The following is a 24,517-nucleotide window of genomic DNA, read 5'->3' as shown; positions in this document are numbered from 1 at the left end:
GCACCGATGGCCGAGACCAAGACACGCAAGCGCCGCGGAGGAGGGCGTGCAGGGGCGGCTGCGCGCAGGGGCAGTGCAGCGATTGACCAGATGCCCTGGGATCCGCCGGTCAATATCGATCGACCTACAGAACCTTTGGGTCAGGCCGGCATCGAAGCGATCCATGAAGGGGCGATGCGCATCCTCGAAGAGATCGGAATCGAGTTTTACAACGAAGAGGCAATAGGCATCCTGCGCGAAGCCGGTTGCACCATCGACGGCGACAATGTCCGCATGGGGCGGGACTTTGTCATGGAGATGATCGCCAAGGCTCCCAGCCGGTTTTCGATCACCCCTCGCAATCCGGATCGCAAGATCGAAATCGGGGGGAAGAACATCCTGTTCGGCAACGTCTCTTCCCCGCCGAATTACTGGGACATGGAGATCGGGAAAAAAGTACCGGGCAATCGCGAGATGTGCCGGAACCTTCTGAAGCTGACGCAATACTTCAACTGCATCCATTTCGCCGGCGGATACCCGGTCGAGCCGGTCGATATCCACGCCAGCGTTCGCCATCTGGATGTGCTGTACGACAAGCTGACCCTGACCGACAAGGCCATGCACGCCTATTCACTGGGCAAAGAACGCGTCGAAGATGTCATGGAAATGGTGCGCATCGCAGGCGGTTTGAGCGACGAGGAGTTCGAGGCCGCGCCGCGCATGTATACCAATATCAACTCGACCTCGCCGCTGAAACACGATCACCCGATGATCGACGGGTGTCTGCGCCTGGCGCGGCGTGGTCAGGCGATTGTTGTCACGCCCTTTACGCTGGCGGGTGCGATGGCCCCCGTAACCATGGCGGGCGCCGTGGCGCAGTCGTTGGCCGAGGCGCTGTGTGCCATTGCGCTGTTCCAATACGTGCGCCCCGGTATTCCCTGTGTGATCGGTACATTCACGTCGAATGTGGATATGAAATCCGGCGCGCCGGCCTTTGGAACACCGGAATACATGCGTTCGACCCAGATGACCGGCCAGATGGCGCGGTTCTATGGTTTGCCCATGCGGTCTTCGGGTGTTTGTGCGGCAAATGTGCCGGACGGGCAGTCAGTGTGGGAGACTTCGAACTCGCTTTGGGCGGCCGTGCAATCGGGCACCAATATGGTCTACCACGCAGCCGGTTGGCTTGAGGGCGGTCTGATCGCCAGCCCGGAAAAGTTCATCATGGATTGCGAAATCCTACAGCAAATTCAACGCTATATGAACCCCGAGTTGACCGCCACAGGACCGGACGAGATTGCACTGGATGCAATCAGGGCAGTTGGTAATGACGGCCATTTCTTTGGCATTCAGCATACGCAGGATCGCTATACCACGGCCTTCTATCAACCCTTCTTGAGTGATTGGAAAAACTATGAAGGATGGGAGGCCGCCGGCGGTATCTGGACGGCAGAACGCGCGCATCACATGTTCAAAGAGATCATCTCGAGCTTTGAAGCCCCCCCGATCGATGAAGGCATTCGCGAGGAACTGGCCGCTTTTGTCGAACGCCGCAAAGCGGAAGGAGGCGCGCCCACGGATTTCTGACCGGACAGGTGGTATAGATCTGATACTCGGTTGAATTCGCTGCAACTCAGGGTGGATTTTGGCTATTTGTTAAGGTTTTTCCGGCCACAGTGCACAGGACACCAAACTGGGGCATCTGATGCATGGTCTGATCAATCGGGCGATACAGTCCTTTGTCTGTGCGACCTACGGGCGATCCTGCTGGTTGCGCGTGACCGAAGCCGCACGGCTGGGGTTTGTCGAGTTTGAAGCCATGCTCGTCTATGACGATGACATGACGTCCAAGGTAATGGAGGCGCTGGGCGCAGACCTCGATCGGCCGCAAGCCGAAGTCTTTGAGGACCTGGGAACGTATCTCGTGTCTCATCCGAATATGGAAGGGCTGCGCCGCCTTCTCAGGTTTGGCGGTGTCAGCTACGTGGAATTTCTTCACTCGCTCGACGATCTGGCGGACCGCGTGCGGCTCGCCGTGTCTGATTTGACCCTGCCGGCCCTGGAATTGAGAGAGCTGTCAGCCACGGAATTTCAGCTGAGTTGTTTCCCGGGTCTGCCCGGCTATTCCAATGTCATGGTTGGGGTCCTGCGCGCAATGGCGGATGACTATGGTGCGCTGGTGATGCTGTCACACGAAGGGCAGCAGCAAGACAGTGATGTCATTTCCATCATGTTGGTTGAAAGCGCTTTTGCTGAGGGGCGGCATTTTGATCTGGGGGCTCGGAACGGATGACAGATACCCAAGAACTGGCAGGTCTGCTGGAAACGATTTGCCCGATGTTCCTGTTAGTGAACCAAAACGGGCATATTCAGCAAGCAGGTCCGACCCTGCAAAAGTTGCGACCTGAACTGCCGCTGGTGGGGCAGGGGTTTCTGGATGTGTTTGAACTGATCCGCCCCAGAACGATCACCACCATTCCCGCCCTGATGTCAATGGCGGGGGCGAAGCTGCATCTGAGGTTTCATTATGAACCCCGCACAACCCTCAAAGGCCTGGTCGCTCCCTTGCCGCATTCCGGTGGTGCGGTCATCAATCTGTCATTTGGTATCTCGATTTTGGATGCGGTGCGGGACTATGCGCTGACAAGTGCGGATTTCTCGGGCACGGATCTGGCGATTGAGCTGTTGTATCTGGTCGAAGCCAAATCCGCCGCGATGGAGGCATCCCGCTCTCTCAACCTTCGGCTACAGGGTGCGATGCTTGCAGCCGAAGAGCAGGCCTTTACCGACACATTGACCGGACTGAAGAACCGAAGGGCGATGGATCACTTGCTCGAGCATTTGATCTCGGGAAATTCCACCTTCGCGCTCATGCATCTGGATCTGGATTTTTTCAAATCTGTAAATGACAAGCTGGGCCATGCGGCGGGTGATTTCGTCTTGCAGCAGGCCGCCCGCATCATGCAGCAGGAGACACGAAGCAACGACACCGTGGCCCGGGTCGGCGGGGATGAATTCGTCATTGTTTTCAAAGATCTGACTCGAGAGGATACTCTGGCCTGCATTGCTGGGCGTCTGATATCAAGGTTGAATGAACCGATGACGTTTCAAAATCAGAGTTGCTCGATCTCGGCCAGTATTGGCACCGCCCTGTCCACGCAGTTCGACTGCCCCAACGCCGCCGACATTCTTCACGCAGCAGACTTGGCCCTTTATCAGGCCAAACGCGACGGCCGGTCTTGCCATCGCATGTATTCAGCGTTGAGCAAGGCGCAAACCTGAATTCGTTCAGAAACACGATGGGCAACATATCGGGGCTTCAGGCTGAATCGAATGCCGCATTTATCTTTTTGGCAATCTGCTGCCGGATCGGTGGCAGCTCTCCCACCACCGGTAGGACCACGCCTGAAAACCCCGCGCGATCCAGCTCTTGCGGGACGTCTTCCTGCACATGCCCTCCGGCACAGGCAAAGAACGGAAGGCACAGTGCCTGATCTTCGGTGCCGTTTGCAGCGTCTGATATGGAAGGTGGCTCTTCGACGAAACCGACGCGAACGGATTTGAACGCAACCAATCCCGCAAGCTGTTTCGCAAACTGGAACGCCACGGCCGACGGGTTCCGGCTGCGCCCGGAACCATGCGCGGCAATGACCAGATCGGTGGACCGAGCGGCCCAGTGTTTGTCGGATAATTCCGATCGCAAGGCCTCTGCAGTCAGGGCCGGCAGGTCCGGGTCAATTCCAAGCGGGTCCAATATCCGTGCCGGATGGTGCCCAAGCCGTTTGGGTAGCGCGCTGGTGACAAACCACCCTTTTGCCATGAAAAGTGGATAGATGACCGATTTCTCGGGCGCGCGGTCCAGCGTCGCCTCTAACGCGCCCGGCGCGGCCAGAGTGGCCGAATGCACCGACACATGCCGGGTCAGCGCGTCGACCTCGGCGGCGAATGCCGCAAGTGCAGCTTCGGCCGGTTCCGGGTCTGACGGTTGGCCATGAGCGACAATTATGGCATGTGACATTCGGATCTCCTGCTGCGTTGCGCGATAGGTGTTTCACGTCAACCTGAAGTCAACACCACAGTTAGCCCAGAAGTGTCAGCCATAGCCAGACGGTCAGAATGGACGAGGCTGTTCCGATAAGTACCGCCGACGCTGCGACCCGTTTAGCGCGACCATACATGTTGGCGAAGATATAGGCGTTGAAACCCGGAGCCATGGCGGCATTCAAAACCCCCGACCGAAACAGATCCTGCGGCAGGCCCGTGGATTTGCCGAACACCCACACCAGGCTGGGATGCAGCATCAAAGAGATACAGCAGACATAAGCAATGGTGCGCAGGTCGCCCTCGGGTTTGTATTTGACCAGCACACCGCCCAGGGCAAACAACGCCCCGGGCAGGGCAGCACGGGTGATCAACCCCAGCGCTTCGTCGACCACGGCAGGGATCGCCAGGCCGGACAGGTTGACCAGAAACCCAAGGGCGATACCAAGGATCAGTGCATTCTTGAACATTGCAGACAAAACAGACCGTGCCATGCGGATGCCACCATGACCGCGATTTCGCACGACCTCCATCACCGTGATCCCAACGCCGTAACAAAACGGAGAATGGAAGGCGATGATCGCGTAGTTGCCCGTCAGGTTCTCGGGCCCATATGCGCGTTCGGTTATCGGCAAACCCAACAGGACAGAGTTTGAGAACAGGCAACAAAACCCGATGGCGACGCAATCCTCCCAATCGCGCCCGAAGATGATGCGCGCGCCGAACAGACCTGCTGTGAAACACAGGGCGGCAGCGGAATAGAAACTGGCCAAAAGCCGGGGGTCGAAACTGGCGCTGAGGTCCAGATGCGCGATGGCCAGGAACAAAAGGCAGGGAATCGCAAAGCCTTGGGTGAATTTCATCAGCCCATCGACATGCGCTTCTTTGAAGTACCCCGTGCGGGTTGCCGTATACCCGGCCCCGATTACAAGGAAAACCGGAAGAATGACGTCGATCAGGCTTTGCAGCATGTGACCCCCGTGCGACGGGCCTGCTGCGATATCTTGCGGGCGACGGGCAGCGGCCTACTGCGCCTGATGAATCACCATCCCGTCGAAGGCGGGGGTGATGTGGTCGGGGGTTTCCGCATCGACGGTCGCATAGTCGAGATCGATATGCATGTTGGTCAGAACCGCGCGCTTCGGTTGCAGCTTTTCGATCCACCCAAGCGTCTTTTCCAGATGCGCATGTGTTGGATGAGGTGAACGGCGCAGGGCATCGATGACAAGGCAGTCCAGCCCTTTCATCTCGGGCCAGGCGTCGTCGTAGATCTCGGCGACATCCGGAAGATAGGCGAGTTGCCCAATGCGGAACCCAAGGGAATCGATTGAACCGTGATTGACTTTGAAAGGACGAAACGGAATCGGGCCGCCGGGGCCGTCGATTTCAAATGGGCCGTCGATAGACTTGAGCTCGAGTATCGGAGGATAAGGAGAGCCTTCCGGCTGAATGAACGCGTATCCAAACCGCCCCAACAAGGCGTTCTGTGTGTCGCCATCCGCCCAAACGGGAACACGGGTTTTCATGTTGAACACGATCATGCGCAAATCATCGATTCCATGCACATGATCTGCGTGGGAGTGCGTATAGACGACCCCGTCCAACCGCCCTGTACCTGTATCCAGCAACTGGCTGCGCATATCCGGCGTGGTGTCGATCAGAACCGAGGTTGTCCCATCCGGCCCGTCGCGTTCGACCAGCATCGAACAGCGGCGCCGGATGTTCTTGGGGTTCGCAGGGTCACAATCGCCCCACTGACCGCCCAGCCGCGGCACGCCGCCAGAGGACCCGCAACCCAGAATTGTAAATCGGAAGCCGGTCATGCGGCGGCCTTGTATGATGCCGCTTTGGTAAACAGCCGGTCGAAGTTTGCCTGTGTCTGGTCAGCAAAGGCGGCATAGTCCATGCCAAAGATTTCAGCCCCCTTACGCGCCGTGTGCGCGGTATAGGCTGGTTCGTTGCGTTTGCCGCGGTACGGCGGCGGGGCCAGATAGGGCGCGTCGGTTTCCACCAAAATGCGATCCACCGGTGCGCTTGCGAAAATGTCTCGCAATTCCTGACTTTTAGGAAAGGCGGCTATGCCGGACATGGACAGATAAAACCCCAGCTCCAGCGCAGCCTTGGCCAGTTCAGCTGAGGATGAGAAGCAGTGCATGACGCAGGAATAGGGTGCGTTGCGATATTCTTCGGCCAGAATGCGGGCCATATCTTCATCAGCTGCGCGGGCGTGAATGATCAGGGGCAACCCGGTGCGCTGGGCCGCTTCGATATGGATGCGCAGTGACTGTTTCTGCACTTCGGCACTGTCGGCGGTATAGTGATAGTCCAAGCCGGTTTCACCGATACCGACGAATTTCGGATGCTGTGTCAGGGCGACCAGATCGTCGACCGAGGCCAATGGCTCGTCCGCGGCGCTCATCGGGTGCGTGCCTGCGGCATAGAAGACCGGCGCGTGGGCTTCGGCAATCGCACGGACGGCGGGTTCGTTGCACAGTTTGGTGCAGATCGTCACCATCCGGGTCACGCCAGCCTGGGCAGCACGCGCGACGATGTCGTCCAACTGGCCTTCGAAATCCGGGAAGTCCAGATGGCAATGGCTGTCGGTAATCTGGGGGGTGTCGCTCATCTGTTCTGACCGGCAGTTTCCTGTATCTTGAACACCGTATCTAGGACCAGAGCGGCAGGGTCAAGGTTGACTGCCTGACCATGTCGCGCTCGGGCTGTGATCGTTGCGGCGACCTCGGCCCAGCGACGGGCTTGATTTGGCGATGCTGACAGACGCGCCAGCGTTTCACCCTCGTTGGGGGCGGCTTCAGGAAGCGGGGGCGTACCCGTTGCCCCGGTGAGGGCCAGCCGTGACAAAGCGATGTCGATCAGGGTAAGCAAAAGTTCGAACCGGTCCGCCGCGCCGCGCTGTGCTGCCGCTTCGGCCAGGGCCAGCGCGCGCTGGCGATCCATGCGGGGCAGGGTGCCCAGAATGGCGATCAGTTCGGCATAGATGTCCAGACCACCCAGATTGATCAAACGCACTGCGTCTCCGACTGAACCCGCGGCAAGCGCGGCAAGGTGTTCTGTCTGCGCGGGAATTTCGGTTTCCGTGTGTGACAGGGCGGCTTGCATGTCTTGCGCGTTCAGCGGGCCGAGGCGCAGCGTGCGACAGCGTGAACGGATGGTTGGCAACAGGCGTGAGGGTTGATGCGATACCAGCAAAAGGGTGGTACGGGCAGGCGGCTCTTCCAGCATTTTCAGCAACGCGTTGGCGGCGCTGACGTTCATTTCGTCTGCTGAATCCACGATCACGACGCGGCGGCCGCCGTCCGCAGAGGACAGGCCAAAAAATTTCCCGAGCTTGCGGATGTCATCCACGACGATCTCACCGCGCATCCGTCCCTGATCGTTCAGCGACCGGGTTATCGCCGCCAAACCCGGTTCTGCCCCGGCCTGAATGCGATGGGCCACCGGGTGGTCGGGATCGATATCGAGCGTTTCGGGCGGAGGCGGCGCGCCGAACAACCCGCCATCCTCGGCCGGCGGAGTGGCAAGCAGAAACCGTGCAATTCGCCAGGCGAGGGTCGCCTTGCCGACACCACGTGGCCCAGTCACCAGCCAACCGTGATGCAAACGGTCCGATGTGTAGGCGGTCAGAAATGCCTGTTCAGCCGCGTCTTGGCCAAAAAGCCGACCGGTTTCGCGCGGATGTGGTGCGCCCGGCACCTGATCCGAAGAAGGGATATCGTCGCTCATCGTCTACCGCAGTGCTGTCTGGACGATTTCTGTCACATCCTGCGCAACGCTGTCCATGTCCCTGTTGCCATCCACGATGTGAAACCTGTCGGGGAACTCATCGGCCAGCGCCAGAAACCCGGCGCGCATCTTCTTCTGCAATTCCGGGCCAAAGTCCTCGAACCGTTCTTCGGTGCCTTGTCGCCCCTTGGCGCGTGCCAGGCCCGTTTCAGGGTCCATGTCGATCAGCAGCGTCATGTCCGGTTCGCGCCCGATCATCAGGCTGTGCAACTGATCCACCAGATTTCGCAGATCACCCCGGGACAAGCCCTGATACATTCGTGTGCTGTCAGCAAAGCGGTCGCAGATCACGACTTTCCCTGCCGCCAGAGCGGGCTCGATTGTACGCTCCAGATGGTCGCGGCGGGCTGCGGTGAACAGCAGAATCTCGGTCTCGGCCGACCAGCGATCCGGGTCGCCCTCCAAAACCAGGCTGCGAATTTCCTCGGCCCCCGCGGAACCGCCGGGTTCGCGCGTCAGTACCACCTCGTGACCCTGCGCGCGCAGATGTTCCGCCAGCATCCGCGCCTGGGTTGACTTGCCTGAACCGTCAATGCCTTCGAAGGTCAGAAATAACCCCGCTTTCGTCACATCGACTCCAGCGGGTTGTTGATCACGTCTTTCAATACGATACCGCCGACGGTCAGCATGCGCACCACAAACCCGCCAATCGCAACATCTTCGGCTGCCACCAGCGGGCGCCGGATTTCCGGCAACCCTTCGGGCTTGATCACCAGTTCGGCCAGTTGCTGACCTTTCTTGACGGGCGCGTTGATCGGGCCGTCATAGACCACTTCGGCCTCGACATTCTGAGCCCCCAGAACAGGGAACAGCACGTTCAGATCACCTTCGGGAACAAGCCCCACGGTCTTTTTCTCGCCCATCCACAGTTTGGCTTCGGCTATCGGCGTTTCCGCGGTGGCAACTGTCCTCTCGACAAAATTTCGAAACGACCAGTTAACCACGGCCTCAGCCTCCTCTGCGCGCTGGCCGGTGCTGTCGAGGCCCGTCAGCACAAAGATCACACGCCTGTCGCCTTGTTTGGCGGACCCGACAAGGCCATAGCCCGCTTCTTGCGTATGGCCGGTTTTCAGGCCATCTGCGCCGATATCCAGCCGCAGCAACGGGTTGCGGTTGCGTGCGTTTGACGGCGCGCGGCCATCGAATTCGAAAACTTCTTCGGCGAAAAGGGGGTAGTATTCTGGAAAGTCGGTGATCAGCCGGTCTGCAAGTACGGCCAGATCATGAACCGACATCATATGCCCGGCGGCGGGCCAGCCGTTTGAATTTGCGAAGTTCGAATTGTTCATGCCCATCTGCTTGGCGCGCTGGGTCATGTATCGCGCAAATCCTGCTTCGGTGCCATCCGGGCTGAGCGCTTCGGCAATGACGACGCAGGCGTCATTGCCCGACAAAACTATAATACCGCGCAGCAGATCTTCGACACGAACGCGATCCTGCGTATTCAGGAACATCGTCGAGCCGCCATAGCTCATCGCGTGATCCGAAACAGGCAGCGTTTCGTCCAGCGTCAAGCGCCCGTCCCGCAATGCTTCGAACGCAACATAAAGCGTCATGAGCTTGGACATCGACGCAGGCGGCAACGGTTGGTCGGCTTCTTTCGACAGCAGCACGGTGCCGGTGGTCTGGTCGATAACGTAAGCCGCGCGGGCGGATGTATCAAAAGCCTGGGCCGGTATCGCCAGAACGGCAAGCCCAAGAGCCAGAACAGATGTTCGTATTGAGGATAGCATGTTACGCCTCCCTGAATTAGTCGGTTACCGTGAACGCATCTTTGAAGCCAAGGTCTTTCACGTCCTTTTGAAAGGCTTTGCGCTCGGCCCGGGTTGAGGCCGGGCCGACCAGCACGCGCCAGACTGTACTATTTGCTGTTTTCAGTTCCCGAACAACTGTGGGCAATCCGTTGCGACGCACCTTTTGGGCTGCTGACTTTGCGTTCGCCTCGACGCTGAAGGTTCCAATCTGAACATAAGGTTTGTTCAAAGATGTCGCCGATGTCGCGGCGGCGGCAACAGGCGTGGCGTCTGACGCATCAATTGCGGCTTCGGCCCCCTCCACCGGGTCCAGCGGTGTTTCGGTGATCGCAGCGGGGTCTTTCTTTTGCCACCATTTCCGCTTGGCAGGTCGCTCGGCGGGGGGCGTGACCGGTGCATCCGACAAAGAGGGCGTCGCCACGGCTGCAGCGGCTTCGGCGGCTACGTCTGCGCTGTCGGTCGCTGTATCTGCCGCGGCCACGGCAGTTCCCGCAGCCGCAGCTGCGGGGGCTTTCTTCTGCCACCATTTCCGCTTGGCAGGTTTTTCGGCAGGTGCTTCGATCTGATCGTCGGCTGATGTCGGCGTCTCGGCATCTTCGCCTGCGGTCTCGACGTCTTCAGCCGTTTCATCGGATGAACTGGCCACACCCGCTGCAACCGCAGCCGTCCCAGCCGCGGCGGCGGGTGGTTCCTTTTTCTGCCACCACTTCCGTTTGACCGGTTTTTCCGGCTCTGTGGACGTTTGAGTGTCGGACGCTCCGTCAGCAACTGCGGCCGTGGTTTCGGCTGTCGATTCTTCTGCCTCTGGCGCATCCTCTGGCGATGGTTCTTCGATCTTTTCACGGCGCAGTGCGACGATGCTGACTTTTGTCGGCGCGCCCGCAAGCATTCCCAGCTCTTTCGCGGCAGCGGACGAGACCTGAAGCGCAGGTCCGGGCAGGTTGCGCTCGCGCCGGAACAGGGCGCCGGTCACGGATTTGTTGTTGGACGTGTTTCTGATCACGACACGTTCAGGTTGGGACGCATCCGGGTGCGCAACCCATATCCCGCCAAGAGACGGCCGGCCATCCCAAAGCCCTGCTTCGGTTGTCTGAAAAACCTCGGGGGCCTCGATATCACGCTGAGAGCCGGTGGCCACCTCGGGCAGGAGTTCCGTCTTGCCCGAATTGTCTTCCGGTTTTTCAGCCGAGTCAGAAGTTGACAAAACCTCTTCGCATCCGGCCAATAACGTGAAAGTCAACGCCAGATACGCCAGCCGTTTCGGCCCCGGGCGTGTCTCGATCGCTCGCTTCATCTGCTTTTCCCTTGCCTGAAGGGGTTTCGTTTTCCGAACCCCACTGCCGGTCTGCTGGTTCTGAATGCCAGCATGTTGCGGTCTTTCCTGCGGATCATAACGTGGCTGAAGTGTCATGGAAAGACCGCTGCACAGGCTTCGGCAAGATTTCCCGATTTCGACTTGCCTCTGGTCGAACTTGGCCTTAGACCCTGCTGTCGACGGGGAGGTGGCAGAGTGGTCGAATGCGGCGGTCTTGAAAACCGTTGGGCGTGAGAGCGTCCCCAGGGTTCGAATCCCTGTCTCCCCGCCATTGAAATATGGCAAATCCGACCACACGCTGACCACTTCCTGTATTTTCCAAACCTACGGTTTCTCCAGAATATTCCCATGTTTGGTTCCTGTTCTGGTCCGCTTGGTCTGAGCCCGCTTTGCGAGTCGCTTTTGGCCGGCACCTTTCGAGTATTCTTGAACCATCGAGAGGCTATTGTGACCTGTGGTGGCCGCAATCTGGTGGTCAGTATACCCAGCCTCGGCCAATTCGCTTGCTGCGCTGTATCGCAGGCAATATCGGCATCTACGAAGACCGCCCCCGGATGATCACCCGAAATGGGACTGGGGCGGGGGGCGGCCAGAAACTCGGCCCGGGTCAAGCCGGAGTGTGGCTTTCAGCCTTGCGGGTTGAATTGCTGGTCTCGTATGAAAAACCGGGTTGAGGCAGGCAGGCGCCTCAACAATCGACACGGCCATTCTGTATGCGCAAGCTTGGGCCGTGTCACAAACACCGCGCTGATAGAACTTCCACGGCGTCATCAAATGTTCGGGTGGTCTTCTCGGCCCGCGCCGTCAGATGAGCGCCTTCCAGCAAGGCCAATGCCGCGCGTGCTTCTGCTTTCGGATCCTCAACACCCGTGATCGAATGATCTGTTTTGCCAAGCGCAAAGACATTCTCGATCCACCGGGTCACCATGCGCCGGAACTCGCGGATTTTGTCGGTAACCTCATTCGACAAGCTTTCCCGGCTGATGATCAGCGACACACATAAGCACAGGGTTTTTCCGTCGTTCAAAGCCGCACGATACAGCGCGATCAGTGCACGCATGCGCGCGCCCGCCGTGTCACAAGTTTCCTCGATCTCGACGCAGCGCCCGGTAAACTCGGTATGGTAGCGTGTCATCAAAGCTGCTGACAGCGCGGCTTTGGTCGGGAAGTGATAGTGGATCGATGCCTTGCGGATGCCCACATCATTGGCAAGGTCGGCATAGCTGAACCCGTCGAAGCCTTTGCTGCGTACGGCAAATTCGGCAGAATTCAGCAGAGCAGTTTTGGTGTCTAATTCCATGCCGGGCTCCTCCTTCTTGCGCTCAACAATGCCGCGGTGTTTTCTGCCGCTTCCAATGCGCCTTCAAGATATCCCCCAAATTGCGCGGCTGTTTCAGTGCCACTGAAAATGATCCGGTCTTCCCAGATCCGCGTCATGGCCTTGGGCATGCCGTATTGCGGATGGGCATATACGGGCTGAAGATCCAGGTCGGTGGCTGTGAAGCGGTCAAACGCCCAGTCTTTTAGCAAAAGCGCGATGGGGCTGGTCGCCTTGCGCCCGAATAAGCGCCCCAGCTGAGCCAGAACCTGCTGCCGCAAAGCCCCTTCATCCCGGCGCGCTTGCCCAGCGATACCGATGAAACCGAACAGCGCGAAGGGACCACCGCTGGCAGGCGACGCGTCATGGATTTCCACCATGGGCCCGCGCCGGCTCATGGCGCCCCCTGACAGCCCGTCTTCGCGCCAGAACGGAGTATCATAGACCGCAACCGCTTTGGCCTGACCGGCCATCCAGGTCGCGATGTGCCGCATGGCTGACAACGTGCCATCGGGCAGGGCGGGCTCATAGATCAACTCGGCCGCGATGCGTGGGGGCATGGCAAGTACCACACGCCTTGCCCAAATATGCTGCCCAGATTGCGTGGTGACCCGAACTCCGCCTTCAGTGCGGGCCAAGGCGGTGATCTGCGTGGACAGGTGGATTGCCCCATCCGGCAACCGTGCCGACAGAGCATCCGTCAAAGCAGCGAGCCCCCCGACCAGACGATATGACCCTTCCATGGATGAAAACCCGCGGCCCCGCTCAACACGGCCCTGTTCATCTTCGAAGCTCAGCGCGCCGGAACTGAATTGGTCAAACCGGTGCAGGCCCAGCCGGTCAGTCAGCGCTGCAATTCGTGGCTGGCCGGGCCAGAACCAAGCCGGCCCCATGTCCAGATGGGCGCCCCCCTGGACCTCGGTCAGAATGCGCCCGCCCAGACGGCCGCGTGCCTCAACAACCAGTACTTCCTGACCCTGATCCACAAGCTGTGTCGCCAGGCCAAGCCCTGATAGCCCGCCGCCGATGATGAGCGTATCAGTGCGCATGGGTCAGAACCCCTCAGTTGCAGGGTGCAGGTCCAGCTTTTGGATCCAGGTCGACCGGGGTTGTTGCTCCAGGGGTTTTTGTCCAGCCATCGGTTACACCGCCGGCGGTTGGGCGTAAGGCAGGTGGCCTGTCTTCATCCAGATCTTGGCCCCACCCGGCCCCGCAGCGGCCATCAGGCTGTGGCCTTCAGGAAGGCGCAGCCAATCGTTTTTGACCAGTTCATCACCGCCTTCGGTGACCGACCCGTCGATGATCAGAACCTCGATCCCGCCAGGGGCGTCCGAGCGCAGGGTGGCGCCCGCGTCCAGATGAGAGTAGGTGACGATCTCGCGCGCATCCTCATGCAGGACTGCGGTGGCGATACCGTTTGCAGGCGCGCGCAGCTCATCCACCATGTTTTTGCGAAACTGGGTTCGGTCGTCCAGGTCGAACTGCCAGAGCTTGACGAAGATGGTGCAGCCCGGTTCCGACCCCGGTGTGTGCTGCGAGGTTGGCGGATTGCGCACATAGGTCCCCGCCGGATAGTCGCCATGTTCATCCTGAAATACACCGTCAAGGACAATGAACTCCTCGCCGCCCGTATGGGTGTGGGCCGAGAAATGACTGCCCGGCGCATAACGTACGATAGTGGTGGCCCGTGCGACCTCGCCTCCGATCCTGTCCAGCATCCTGCGATCCACACCCTTCATGGGAGAGGCCTGCCACTCCAGCTGGTTTGAGTGAACGACCACGCGGTCAGAGAAGTCCGAATTGATTTCCATGGGGTCAGTTCTCTTTCTTGGTTGCGACAAGGATGACTATCTACCAGTAGGTAGGCAAATGCCAACTGAAATGTTGGAATAGGCGACGCCTTTCACAGAGTGTTGAACGGTTTCTTGTCAGTGGGGCTTGGTTTTACGGTTGGGTGACGCAATTGCCGGGAAGAAGTGCCACGCCTTTTTTGGGGGTGGGCGCGATACGCAAGATCAGGCCCGTGAAGTATCGGAATGATATCAGTTGCTTCGTGCGAAAGGGCAGCTTCACCACCCGTTTTGAAACTTTTTGTGCCTTCTGCACGGGGCATTTCAGTGCTCAAGAAACCAGCGGGTATTTTCGGATTCACAGGTTTCGGAGGGGCAGTTTTAAATTGCGGGTAGTCGAAACAAACTTGCGAAAATACCGCATTCAAGAGGTATAAAAACGTATCCCTTGAAGGGTAGCGCATCCGCATGCTTCACTTTTGGAGCTATGTAAGCCTGTGAATTTGCTGGCCCAAAAAACCCGAAAGGCGCGGCCTTTCCACACCAAAAAACCTGAGCGCACCACTGCCCGAAAGGGTGAGAAAAACAAACGCGGATACGACCCAACACGGAGATATCAGATGAAAAAAACTGCAACGCTACTTGGAAGCGCGTCCTTCGCGATTGCCGGGCCGGCCATGGCCGCAGATATCGTGATCGGTGTGCCCAACTGGGCCTCGGTGAACGCCACGGCACATATTCTTGAGGTCGTGATCGAAGAGAACCTCGGCCTGGACGTGGAATTGCAAAACGGCACCAACCCGATTGTCTTCGAAGCCATGGACAGCGGCTCGATGCATGTCCATCCGGAAGTGTGGATGCCCAATCAGCAGAACCTGCACGATACCTATGTCAAGGAAAACGGCACCGTCGTCATGAACCAAAATCCGGTTCAGGCCGAGCAGGGCATGTGCGTGCCGACCTATATCGCGGAACAATATGACATCAAATCGATCGATGACCTGAGCGACCCCGACAAGGTCGCGATCTTTGATATCGATGGCAACGGAACACCCGAAGTATGGATCGGTGCGCCGGGTTGGGCGTCGACCGTTGTCGAGAAGATCCGGGCCAAGTCCTATGGCTATGACCAGATCTTCGATTTGACGGAATACGAGGAAACCATCGCCTATGCCAATCTGGCAAATGCGACCAAAGCGGGCGACCCGTGGATCGGGTTCTGCTACAGCCCCCACTATATCTTCGTGACACAGGATCTGACGGTACTGGAAGAACCGCCTCATGACCCGGCCACCTGGACAATCGTTCAGCCCACGGATGATCCGGATTGGCTGTCCAAGTCCGAGGCGTCCTCGGCCTGGAACGGGGCAACGCTTCATTTGCACTACGCCAAGGAACTGGAAGAGAGCTATCCCGAAGTGGCCGCCCTGTTCAGCAACTACCAGATGACAGGCGACGATCTGAGCGCGATGGGCAAGGCGCTGGCCGTCGACAACATCGAAGCCGCGGATTTCGCCAAGGAATGGGTGGCTGCGAATGAAGATACCGTCATCGGCTGGCTGACAAACTAAATCACCACTCATCGGGCCGTCGCGCAAAACCGCGGCGGCCTTTTTCTGTCGGGCAGGGCATCGCCCTGGGGGGATAAATGGACGAACCTGTCGTAAAATTGGAAAACGTTTGGAAGATCTTCGGCTCGCGTGCCGAAGAGGCAATGGAAGCCGTCAGAAGCGAAGGCATAGGCAAGCCGGAGGTTCTGGAACGTTTCAACTGTGTGGTTGGTGTTCAAGGTGCCACGTTCGAAGTGCCGAGGGGTGAGATTTTCTGTATCATGGGGCTGTCCGGCTCGGGCAAGTCCACATTGGTGCGACACGTGAATCGATTGATCGAACCGACGGCGGGCCGGATCGAAATTCTGGGTCACAATGTTTCGAAACTGTCGGAATCCGAGTTGCGGCGCATTCGTGCCCAGCAAATCGGTATGGTCTTTCAGCATATGGCGCTGATGCCGCATCGTTCCGTGCGCGATAACGTGGCCTATCCATTGGAGATCCGAAAGGTGTCCAAGTCAAAGCGCTGGGCCGTCTCGGATCACGCGCTGAGCCTGGTGAATCTGACAGGTTACGAGGACCGCCTGCCCAAAGAGCTTTCGGGCGGGATGCAGCAACGCGTGGGGATCGCGCGGGCGCTGGCTTCGGACCCGGAAATCCTGTTGATGGATGAACCTTTCTCTGCTCTGGATCCGCTGATCCGCCTGCAATTGCAGGACCAGTTCAAAGCACTTGTGGCGCAGCTCAAAAAGACCACGCTGTTCATCACCCACGATCTGGACGAGGCCATTCGGATCGGCCACCGGATTGCGATCATGAAGGATGGCGTCATCGTACAGATCGGAACCCCCGAAGACATCGTCATGAACCCGTCCGACGATTACGTGCGCGAATTCGTTCAGGGCATCTCAAAGCTCAAACTGGTCAAGGCGCATTCCATCATGGAGCCGTTGGACAGTTATTCAGGGTCACTTGACGGTGCGCCCCGAGCCGACGAGGGCGCGGATCTGGATCAACTGATCGACCTGGCCGTGAATTCTGATCTGCCGGTCGTCATCACGGATGCGGGTATCGATGTGGGTGTCGTGACCAAGCCGCGCCTGTTGCGCGGTATCCAAGGGGGCAAAAATGACTGATGCAGCAACAGAGATGAAAGTAACTGCCGCCTCTGATATCGAGGTCGATCGCGAGGCCCTGGACCTTTCCATCAAAGAGTTCGCTGGTCCGAACGGGGACTACTATGTCAATGCGTTCCACAGGATTCATGATGCGACCAGCGCGATTCCCAACACGTTCAACACGTGGGCCGCGGTGCTGGGGCCATTCTGGTCTGCGTCACGCGCCATTTGGGGCATGTTCTGGACCTTTCTGATCCTTGAAATCATCGCGTGGGTCCAGATCGGCAGGGGCGCGTGGGGCAATCCCGGCGCGGATTTCGCCGAGCGCGCCGCACGTCAGCAGGAACGCGCGGCCGAACTGTTGGCGCGCGCAGCGGATGCCACGGAACAGGCCGATATCGACCGTTTCACCAAACTGGCCGAGAACATACAAAAAGCAGCGGCCACAAGTCTGGAAAGGGCTGCCGCTGCCCAGTCCGAGGCGGCAGGAATCCTGATTACCGGGTTGTTGATGTTGCTGGTGTTCAAGTTGGTTCAAGGGTTCTACGCTGACCGCGTCTACGAAAAACAGTATTCGAACTGGCGCATCGATCCGGACAGCACTGAAAGCGGGCGTTCGACCCGTAATATCGTCATGGGTGCAATCCTTGTCGCAGCAATCGGACCTTTGATTGTGTACAAGTTCACCGTGAACGCATCCCTTCCATTGTTGGATGCGTTTCCGGAACAGCAAGTGTCTGCGATATTTCTTGGCGAAGGCAACGGCACGCTGTTCTCGAGCCTGGCAAGCTGGATGGAGGCCAGGATTGATGCCGCGGCGGCGGCGGGCGGCGACATCTTTGACGGGATCGTGGCGGGCGTGCGATCGGTGCTTGATGCGCTGACGATTGCGCTGATCGGGTCACCCTGGCCGGTGGTCATGCTGGTCATCTGTGTGACCGCCTGGCGCGCGGCGGGGCCAAGGGTTGCCATCTTCACCGCGTCTTCCCTGGCCTATATCGCGTTGCTGGGGTATTGGGGCGTGGCGATGGAAACGGTTGCTCTGGTCGGTGCGGCGGTGTTGCTGTGCGTCGTTTTCGGCATTCCGCTGGGTATCTGGTTCGGCAAATCGCAGCGCGCGTATCGCGCGGCGGAACCGGTTCTGGACCTGATGCAGACGCTTCCCGCCTTCGTTTACCTGATCCCGATCATCGCCTTCTTCGGCACCGGCAACCCGCCGGGGATTCTGGCCACCATCATCTTTGGCATGCCGCCTGTGATCCGCCTGACGGCACTGGGCATGCGCGGGGTGCCTGAAAGCATCAAAGAAGCAGCCGTCGCCTTTGGCGCGTCGAAATGGCAACTGTTGAAGGGTGTTGAAATCCCGCTGGCGCTGCCATCGATCATGACCGGTGTGAACCAGACGATCCTGATGTGCCTGTCCATGGTCGTCATCATCTCGCTGATTGGCGGGGGCGGTTTGGGAAAGGAGATCCTCGAGGCGCTGCAATACGCTGCCAAGGGGCCGGGCCTTCTGGGGGGTTTTGCCATCCTGTTCCTTGCCATGGTCATGGACCGGATCGTGCAGGGCGCATTCCGGCGGGAAGACGAAAAACTCTGAGCGCAAACGCCCCCGGTTCTGATCGGGGGCGCTTTTCTTTGATCCGAGGAAACCATGACAGATCCGTATGAACAATCGATGATGGACAACCTGTATTGGTGGGGCGTGCCCACATTGTTCCGGTGTCCCAATGTCGGGCCCGAAGGGCAGGATATTGCGCTGGCCGGCGTGCCGCATTCGACGGGCAACGGCACGACCGAACGGGACCAGCACCTGGGGCCACGCGCGTTGCGGCATGTCTCGGCCGTACAACGCCGGGTGCACTCGGTCTTTGAAATTGATCCCTGGCAGAGTGCGCGGATCGCCGATGTTGGTGATGTGCCCTTTCCAAAGGCCAACGACAACGAAGACTGCATCGAACGCATCACTGAATTCTACAAGACCATAGACATGGCCGGAGCGCGCCCCGTTTCCGTCGGGGGCGACCATTCCATCACCGGTGGCATTGTTCAGGCTTTGGGTAACGGCAAGCTTGCAGGCGGGCAGCCGGTCAGCTTTCTGCATCTGGACGCGCATACGGACGTCTTTACCAAGGTCGATCACTTTCTGGGGGCCAAGAAATCCGCGGCCCACTGGGGGGCCTATCTGGCCGATCAGGGGCAGGTGGATCCAACCCGGTCGATGCAGATCGGTCTGCGGGGCCATCCACGCAGTCTGGACTGGCTGCAACCGTCTTACGATTACGGGTACAACATCGTCACCATGCGAGAGTTCCGACAGCGCGGATTGCAGGACGTCGTGGCGCAGACCAAAGAGGTTTTGGGTGACCGCCCGGTTTACATCACCTTTGATCTGGACTGTCTTGACCCAACCGTCGCGCCGGCCGTGTCCAATCTGGAACCGGGCGAGAAGGGGTTTGACATAGATGAGGCGGTCGGCATCCTGCGTGCGGCGCGCGGATTGAACATCATCGGCGGCGATGTGGTCTGCATGATGCCCACCAAGGACAGCCCCAACAACATCACCGCGCTGACGGCGGCGGCGGTGATGTTCGAGATGATTTCGATGATTGCCGAGAACGTCGCGCGGGCCTAGCGCCGCGCGTCGATCGCCTGTGCCAGAACGCAAAGCAGCTCGAACATCAGCGAGATGCCAAGCCATGCCGTTCCACCTTGGGGGTCGAATGGCGGTGACACTTCGACAAGATCGGCGCCAACAAGGTTCAGGCCGGACATCCTGCGAATGACCTGCTGAGCCTGAAAGCTGTTGGGCCCGCCGATTTCAGGTGTTCCTGTACCGGGGGCGTAAGTTGGATCGACAAAGTCGATGTCATAGGTGCAGTAGGTCGGCTGCATGCCAACGATTTCGCGCACCTCGTTCATGACGTCGTCCATGCCCCGGTCGAACAGCTCTTCGACGCGAATGATGCGGATGCCCTGCGCCTCGCCCCATTCGATATCTTCAGTGTTGTAGGCCGTGCCACGGATTCCGACTTGTACAAAACGCTTTGGGTTCACCAACCCTTCCTCGACCGCGCGGCGGAACGGGGTGCCGTGGGTGAATTTGTGACCTCCGAAATAAGTGTCGAACAAGTCCGTGTGACTGTCGAACTGGATCAGACCAACCGGACCCGAAGCGGCCAGGGCTCGCAGGACGGGCAGGGTGGTCAGGTGATCCCCTCCGGCGGTCAAGGGTGTGATGTTGTGGGTTCGAAGATCCGTGTAGAAACGCGTGACCCGATCCAGCGTGTCTTCTATGTCGACGGGATTGGGGGCGACGTCTCCTAGATCTGCGCAGTTCACCATTGAAAACGGTGCCACACCCGTAACCGGGTTCATCGCCCTGATCATGGTGGAATAATCCCTTAATTGCCGCGGACCATGCCGGGCGCCGGGGCGATTGGTGGTTCCGCCGTCCCAAGGGATACCGACGATGCCCAGTTCGACCTCCGAGATCCGTTCGTGCGCCAGATCCAGCATGGGCAGGCGCATGAATGCGGGAATGCCGGCAAATCGGGCCAGTTCCATGGCGGATACCGGTTGAAAAAATGAATCGGCCATGATGCCCCATCCTCTGCAAGTTTCTTCAGCGACCCTAGCGGTTCAGGACCGGGCTGGAAATGCCCGCCGCTCTTCAAGACAGGATATGAAAACGCCGGCGGATTTCGGCGTCTTGTTCAGGGGTGAGATATTCGGGGTAATGCGTGCGCAACACCTCTTGAGCGACGCGCCGTGCGGATGACCACGCATCCATCGCACCATCGGTTTGCCAGGTGCGGGGCTCCTGACGATCGGCGAGTTTCGGATAGAAATAGTCTCGTTCCATGGCTTCATAGGTTTGCTTGCTGCCCAGAAAATGCCCATCGCCCAGAACCGAATGGCATATGGCGTCAAAGCCAAGGTTCGCTTCGGTGACCTCGATCCCACGCAAGACGCGATACGTGTGCGAGTGCATTTCGTTGTCCAGAACGAAAGCCTCGAAACTGACCCCGAGCAGAGATGCCGTCATCCCCGAGCTTTCATAGATCAGATTGCCTCCTGCCAGCGCTGCCGCCAGCGACGTGATGCCTTTTTCTGCCCCATGCTGGGCGTCGATGGCCTTGGCATCGGCCATCGAAGCGGCCACGCCCGACGGCAAACCCAGCCAGTTCGTGATTTGCGCCGACGCCGCATTCAGGATTGCGGTCTCGCCGCTGCCCCCTGCGAATGAGCCGGTCCTGAGATCCACGATGAAGGGCCAGTTGGAAAAGACCATCGGAAAGCCGGGTTTGATCGCGTTGACCATCACGAGACTGGCCAGCGTTTCGGCCAGTGACTGCGCCAGAAATCCGGCCAGAGTTGCCGGGGCGGTTGCGCCCGCCTGCGCGGCCGTGATGCAGGACATCGGTATGTTGTTGGCGATGCACTCATAAACTACGTCCACGGCATCCTCGCCGTATCGCATTGGTGAAATGATCGGACTTATATGGGCTTTCAGGAAGGGGCGTTTGGCGAATTCCCCGGCCCCTCCGGCGACGATGTCCAGCATCTCGACGATCGGGCCGACATGTTCCGCCAACGTGAAAGACGTTGCCATTGGCTTGGTTGTGTTGCGTACCAAAGCGTAAACGGTGTTGACGTCCAGATCGAACACATCGGGGACGTCGGTCGCCACGCAGCACCGGGTGAACCAACTCACATTGGCCAGCGTATCTTGTAGCCGGGTGAAATCATGCAGATCGGCCAAGGTGGACGGGCGATAAAGCCCGCTGTTGATATCAAGGGTCTGAACCGCAGCACCGCCGGTGCCAAAATACACGCGGTCGCCACCCAACTCAATGGATCGATTTTCATCCCGGCCATGAAAGGTAAAGCGCTTCGCGGCCGAGGCGATAGCCTGTTTGACCATTGAACGGGGAAAAACCAACCTGTTCTGTTCCCGATCCTGGGCACCCGCCGCCCTGAGATCGATCGCCAGCCTGTCCGGCACGTCTCCCATCCCCAGCTCTTCCAGCAAACGCAGCGCCGTGTCATAGATTTTCTCGATTTCCGATGGGCTCAAGGGCTTGAATGCCCCGCCTTTCTGACCGGGCGGGCAAGGATCAATGACGGGCTTGGCCGCACGCTGTGCATGCCGTGCTTTGCGTCCGCTTCGTTTGATGCTGTCGGATGGCATGTGTTTTCGTTACCTTGCGTTTTCCTGCACCGTAGGACCCAAATTGTCCCGGTATCAAAGAAGAAGTGCCGTTTTCAGAATCCGAAATCGCGGTTTCGATTTTCCGGCACCCGCATCTGCCCTGTTGTCTGCCCTTCCCGTTATTCAGCAAGACTGGTCCCGAAGATGAAGGAGCAATGCCATGAAGTCGCGTACCAGAGCCGTTGTGATAGGGGGCGGGATCGCCGGATGTTCGACGCTCTACCACCTGACCCGGGAAGGGTGGACCGATGTGGTTTTGGTCGAACGGAATGAACTGACCTCGGGCACGACATGGCATTCGGCGGCGCAGGTCACCAATTTCGGCATGAACCAGACGATGGTCGGCCTGAAGTCTCATTCGATCCGTCTGTACAAGGAACTGGCCGACGATCCAGATTACCCTATCAACTATCACCACGCAGACGGTGGGATCCGTCTGGCGAACACCGAAGGGCAAATGCAGGGCTATCGCCACTTTGCGTCGATGGCGCGGGGGATGGATGTGCATTTCGAGGTGATCGACGCGGATGAATGTGCCCGGCGACACCCGTTGATTTCGACCGACAATCTCATCGGTGGGCTTTGGGATCCGCTGGACGGCGACATCGATCCGGCGCAATTGTGCCAGGCCCTTGCGCGCCGGGCACGCAAGGCGGGCGCCGAGGTGTATCGAAATACGCCGGTGACCGCGCTGACACAGCACTGCGATGACACCTGGACCGTGCATACCGAGCACGGGGATATCGACTGTGATGTCGTCGTCAACGCCTGCGGCTACAGGGTCAACGAAGTCGGCGCCATGATGGGTGTTCATCATCCCGTGTCGTCCATGGAACATCAGTATTTCCTGACCGAAGAAATTGAGGCCATCCGGGATGCCGGGCACCGGATGCCGCTGCTGCGCTGCCCGATCAGCGATTACTATTGCCGGCAGGAAAAGAACGGCCTGTTGCTCGGGTTCTACGAGCAGGGGTGCAAAACCTGGGGTATGGACGGGATTGATCCGAACTTCGTGAACGCATTGTGCCCGGATGATCTGGACCGCGTGACCGATGTGCTGGAAGGGGCCTTTGCGCGCATGCCCGCCTTGATGGAGGTTGGTATTCACACCGTGGTCAACGGGCCGATCACCTATACCATTGATGGTGCCCCATTGGTCGGTCCGATTCCGGGCAAGCGCAACGCGTACTGCATCATTGGACTGCGGGCCGGGCTGGGTGAAGGTGGCGGTCACGGATGGTTGCTGGCACAGCAGATCGTGCATGGCGAGGCATGTTATGACACGTGGTGCCTCGACCCGCGGAGATTTACGGGTCATGCCAATGTGGAACTCACCGCGCTCAAGGCGATTGAAGATTATCAGAACGAATTCAGGTTCCATTTTCCGCATGAACATCGCCCTGCGGGCCGACCTGCCAAGACAACCCCTCTGACGCCTGTTCTGGCATCCGAAGGGGCCGAGTTCACTGTGGTCAACGGATGGGAAAGGGTGGACTATTTCAAAACCGATCCCGGTTTTTCGCCGACGCTCAGTTTCGATTTTGACGAAACCTTCGATTTGGTGGCCGCCGAAGTCGAAAGCATTCGAACCGGCGTCGGGCTTGCAGAGGTAAACGGGTTCAACCGCATCGAGATCACAGGATCGGACAGGCACGCATTCCTGGATCGGCTGTTTTGCGGGCTTGTTTCTGGGCGTGAGGGGCGTGTCGGGTTGGGATACCTGTTGAACGACCAGGGTATGATCAAGGCAGAAGCGACGATTGCCAATCTGCCCGCCAGCGACAGGGGTCCGGCCCGCGTTTGGTATGGTTCCGCTGCGGCAAGCGAGTTTCACGACATGGATTGGTTGCGCCTGCATCTGCGCAGCGATGAGGACGTTCAGTTGCGCAGCCTGACAAATGATCAGACCATTCTGGTTCTGGCTGGCCCGAAGTCGCGTTCTGTCTTGTCAGCCTGCGCCAGAGGAGATTGGTCGGCAGATGCGTTCCCGTGGCTCAGCGTGCGCGAGTGCTTTGTCGGTATTGCTCCGGCCACGGTCATGAACCTGAGTTACTCGGGCGAGCTGGCCTATGAAATCCATGTTCCCAACGCCTCGCTCTATGCGGCCTATCTTGCCTTGCGCGAAGCCGGCGAAACGCACGGGCTGAAACTGTTCGGTGCCAGGGCCGTTGAATCCATGCGCATGGAGAAAAGCTTTTTGCACTGGAAAGCCGATCTGATCACGGAATTTGATCCTTTTGAAACCGGGCTGGATCGGTTCGTCCGGCTGGACAAGGGTGCATTCGTGGGGCGCGATGCCCTGTTGAGACGGAAGTCGGAAGGACCACGACGCAAGCTGGTCCCCTTGCGCATCGATTCAACCCTTGGCCCGGCGCATCCCGGCGCATCACTGATGCAGGATGATACCGTCGTTGGCACTATCACGTCGGGTGAATGGGGGCATCGCACGGAACTGAATCTGGCGCACGCTTTCATTCTTCCGTCCCTGGCGCAGGTTGGCCGCGAAATGGAGCTGGACAGCTGCGGGAATCGGATTGGTGCGACGGTTATCAGCCCAAGCCCGTACGACCCGGATTTTGTGCGGATGAAAGCCTAGAATCGACCCTTTCGATCAACTTCTTCATTGCCGCATG

Annotated in this window: 21 protein-coding genes and 1 tRNA gene; 9 read left to right on the top strand and 13 right to left on the bottom strand. The window is 58.9% G+C overall.

Translation table 11 applies throughout. The features are described from left to right. The first annotated feature begins 6 nt into the window (after positions 1 to 6). The 3 genes from AC2FNN_RS01330 to AC2FNN_RS01320 all read left to right on the top strand — a co-directional run bounded on the left by AC2FNN_RS01330 (position 7) and on the right by AC2FNN_RS01320 (position 3,261). Positions 7 to 1,566, top strand: coding sequence for a trimethylamine methyltransferase family protein (locus AC2FNN_RS01330; protein ID WP_496756051.1), 1,560 nt, complete (start codon positions 7 to 9; stop codon positions 1,564 to 1,566). A 118-nt stretch (positions 1,567 to 1,684) separates the two neighbouring features. Further along, the gene (locus AC2FNN_RS01325; protein WP_496756049.1) at positions 1,685 to 2,272 is read left to right on the top strand and encodes a heme NO-binding domain-containing protein; all 588 of its coding nucleotides are present in this window, start codon (positions 1,685 to 1,687) and stop codon (positions 2,270 to 2,272) included. Then, complete coding sequence (locus AC2FNN_RS01320) at positions 2,269 to 3,261, top strand: diguanylate cyclase domain-containing protein (protein ID WP_496756047.1); 993 nt, start codon at positions 2,269 to 2,271, stop codon at positions 3,259 to 3,261. The genes AC2FNN_RS01325 and AC2FNN_RS01320 overlap by 4 nt, the downstream gene beginning before the upstream one ends. Before the next feature lie 37 nt (positions 3,262 to 3,298). Here the strand turns inward: AC2FNN_RS01320 and AC2FNN_RS01315 are convergent, their stop codons facing one another. The 8 genes from AC2FNN_RS01315 to AC2FNN_RS01280 all read right to left on the bottom strand — a co-directional run bounded on the left by AC2FNN_RS01315 (position 3,299) and on the right by AC2FNN_RS01280 (position 10,872). Next, complete coding sequence (locus AC2FNN_RS01315) at positions 3,299 to 3,997, bottom strand: CbiX/SirB N-terminal domain-containing protein (RefSeq protein WP_496756046.1); 699 nt, start codon at positions 3,995 to 3,997, stop codon at positions 3,299 to 3,301. Positions 3,998 to 4,058: 61 nt separating this feature from the next. Further along, positions 4,059 to 4,991, bottom strand: coding sequence for an AEC family transporter (locus AC2FNN_RS01310; RefSeq protein ID WP_496756044.1), 933 nt, complete (start codon positions 4,989 to 4,991; stop codon positions 4,059 to 4,061). Between the two features lie 54 nt (positions 4,992 to 5,045). Continuing rightward, positions 5,046 to 5,843 (bottom strand): MBL fold metallo-hydrolase, encoded by a 798-nt coding sequence (locus AC2FNN_RS01305; RefSeq protein ID WP_496756042.1) that lies wholly within the window; start codon positions 5,841 to 5,843, stop codon positions 5,046 to 5,048. Then, positions 5,840 to 6,646: a TatD family hydrolase gene (locus AC2FNN_RS01300; RefSeq protein ID WP_496756040.1), complete on the bottom strand. Its 807-nt coding sequence runs from the start codon at positions 6,644 to 6,646 to the stop codon at positions 5,840 to 5,842. The genes AC2FNN_RS01305 and AC2FNN_RS01300 overlap by 4 nt, the downstream gene beginning before the upstream one ends. Further along, the gene (locus tag AC2FNN_RS01295) at positions 6,643 to 7,764 is read right to left on the bottom strand and encodes a DNA polymerase III subunit delta' (RefSeq protein ID WP_496756038.1); all 1,122 of its coding nucleotides are present in this window, start codon (positions 7,762 to 7,764) and stop codon (positions 6,643 to 6,645) included. Before AC2FNN_RS01295 ends, AC2FNN_RS01300 begins: the two co-directional genes overlap by 4 nt. A gap of 3 nt (positions 7,765 to 7,767) precedes the next feature. Then, entirely contained in the window at positions 7,768 to 8,394 is a 627-nt protein-coding gene (gene tmk, locus AC2FNN_RS01290; protein ID WP_496756036.1) for a dTMP kinase, read from the bottom strand. Next, positions 8,391 to 9,557, bottom strand: coding sequence for a D-alanyl-D-alanine carboxypeptidase family protein (locus AC2FNN_RS01285; RefSeq protein WP_496756035.1), 1,167 nt, complete (start codon positions 9,555 to 9,557; stop codon positions 8,391 to 8,393). The genes tmk and AC2FNN_RS01285 overlap by 4 nt, the downstream gene beginning before the upstream one ends. A gap of 16 nt (positions 9,558 to 9,573) precedes the next feature. Continuing rightward, a complete protein-coding gene (locus tag AC2FNN_RS01280) occupies positions 9,574 to 10,872 on the bottom strand; it encodes an SPOR domain-containing protein (protein ID WP_496756034.1) in 1,299 nt (432 codons plus the stop codon). A gap of 202 nt (positions 10,873 to 11,074) precedes the next feature. Between AC2FNN_RS01280 and AC2FNN_RS01275 the strand changes: the two genes are divergently transcribed. Beyond that, positions 11,075 to 11,164 (top strand) — tRNA-Ser (locus AC2FNN_RS01275). 462 nt (positions 11,165 to 11,626) lie between these two features. Here AC2FNN_RS01275 and AC2FNN_RS01270 read toward each other — a convergent pair. From AC2FNN_RS01270 to AC2FNN_RS01260, 3 genes are all read right to left on the bottom strand, one after another. Next, the gene (locus AC2FNN_RS01270) at positions 11,627 to 12,193 is read right to left on the bottom strand and encodes a TetR/AcrR family transcriptional regulator (RefSeq protein WP_496756033.1); all 567 of its coding nucleotides are present in this window, start codon (positions 12,191 to 12,193) and stop codon (positions 11,627 to 11,629) included. Next, on the bottom strand, positions 12,184 to 13,260 hold the full coding sequence (locus AC2FNN_RS01265; RefSeq protein ID WP_496756032.1) for a flavin monoamine oxidase family protein: 1,077 nt from the start codon (positions 13,258 to 13,260) through the stop codon (positions 12,184 to 12,186). Before AC2FNN_RS01265 ends, AC2FNN_RS01270 begins: the two co-directional genes overlap by 10 nt. A gap of 93 nt (positions 13,261 to 13,353) precedes the next feature. Next, on the bottom strand, positions 13,354 to 14,022 hold the full coding sequence (locus tag AC2FNN_RS01260; protein WP_496756030.1) for a cupin domain-containing protein: 669 nt from the start codon (positions 14,020 to 14,022) through the stop codon (positions 13,354 to 13,356). A 599-nt stretch (positions 14,023 to 14,621) separates the two neighbouring features. Here AC2FNN_RS01260 and AC2FNN_RS01255 point away from each other — a divergent pair. The 4 genes from AC2FNN_RS01255 to AC2FNN_RS01240 all read left to right on the top strand — a co-directional run bounded on the left by AC2FNN_RS01255 (position 14,622) and on the right by AC2FNN_RS01240 (position 19,304). Next, positions 14,622 to 15,572 (top strand): ABC transporter substrate-binding protein, encoded by a 951-nt coding sequence (locus tag AC2FNN_RS01255; protein WP_496756029.1) that lies wholly within the window; start codon positions 14,622 to 14,624, stop codon positions 15,570 to 15,572. A gap of 77 nt (positions 15,573 to 15,649) precedes the next feature. Continuing rightward, complete coding sequence (locus AC2FNN_RS01250; RefSeq protein WP_496756028.1) at positions 15,650 to 16,687, top strand: quaternary amine ABC transporter ATP-binding protein; 1,038 nt, start codon at positions 15,650 to 15,652, stop codon at positions 16,685 to 16,687. Beyond that, a complete protein-coding gene (locus tag AC2FNN_RS01245) occupies positions 16,680 to 18,269 on the top strand; it encodes an ABC transporter permease (RefSeq protein ID WP_496756026.1) in 1,590 nt (529 codons plus the stop codon). The genes AC2FNN_RS01250 and AC2FNN_RS01245 overlap by 8 nt, the downstream gene beginning before the upstream one ends. 54 nt (positions 18,270 to 18,323) lie before the next feature. Next, positions 18,324 to 19,304, top strand: a complete 981-nt coding sequence (locus AC2FNN_RS01240) for an arginase family protein (protein WP_496756025.1) — start codon at positions 18,324 to 18,326, stop codon at positions 19,302 to 19,304. Here AC2FNN_RS01240 and AC2FNN_RS01235 read toward each other — a convergent pair. After that, on the bottom strand, positions 19,301 to 20,269 hold the full coding sequence (locus tag AC2FNN_RS01235; RefSeq protein WP_496756024.1) for an agmatinase: 969 nt from the start codon (positions 20,267 to 20,269) through the stop codon (positions 19,301 to 19,303). The genes AC2FNN_RS01240 and AC2FNN_RS01235 overlap by 4 nt on opposite strands. Positions 20,270 to 20,342: 73 nt before the next feature. Then, the gene (locus AC2FNN_RS01230; protein ID WP_496756022.1) at positions 20,343 to 21,863 is read right to left on the bottom strand and encodes a trimethylamine methyltransferase family protein; all 1,521 of its coding nucleotides are present in this window, start codon (positions 21,861 to 21,863) and stop codon (positions 20,343 to 20,345) included. A gap of 181 nt (positions 21,864 to 22,044) precedes the next feature. Between AC2FNN_RS01230 and AC2FNN_RS01225 the strand changes: the two genes are divergently transcribed. Further along, positions 22,045 to 24,480 carry a GcvT family protein gene (locus AC2FNN_RS01225; protein WP_496756021.1) on the top strand — a complete coding sequence of 812 codons (2,436 nt, stop codon included), beginning with the start codon at positions 22,045 to 22,047 and terminating at the stop codon, positions 24,478 to 24,480. Positions 24,481 to 24,517: the final 37 nt, after the last annotated feature.

The sequence above is a fragment of the Ruegeria sp. BHSA118 genome, assembly GCF_059613405.1.
Note: the sequence above shows the minus strand (reverse complement) of the source record. Positions and strands in the feature narration are given on the sequence as shown.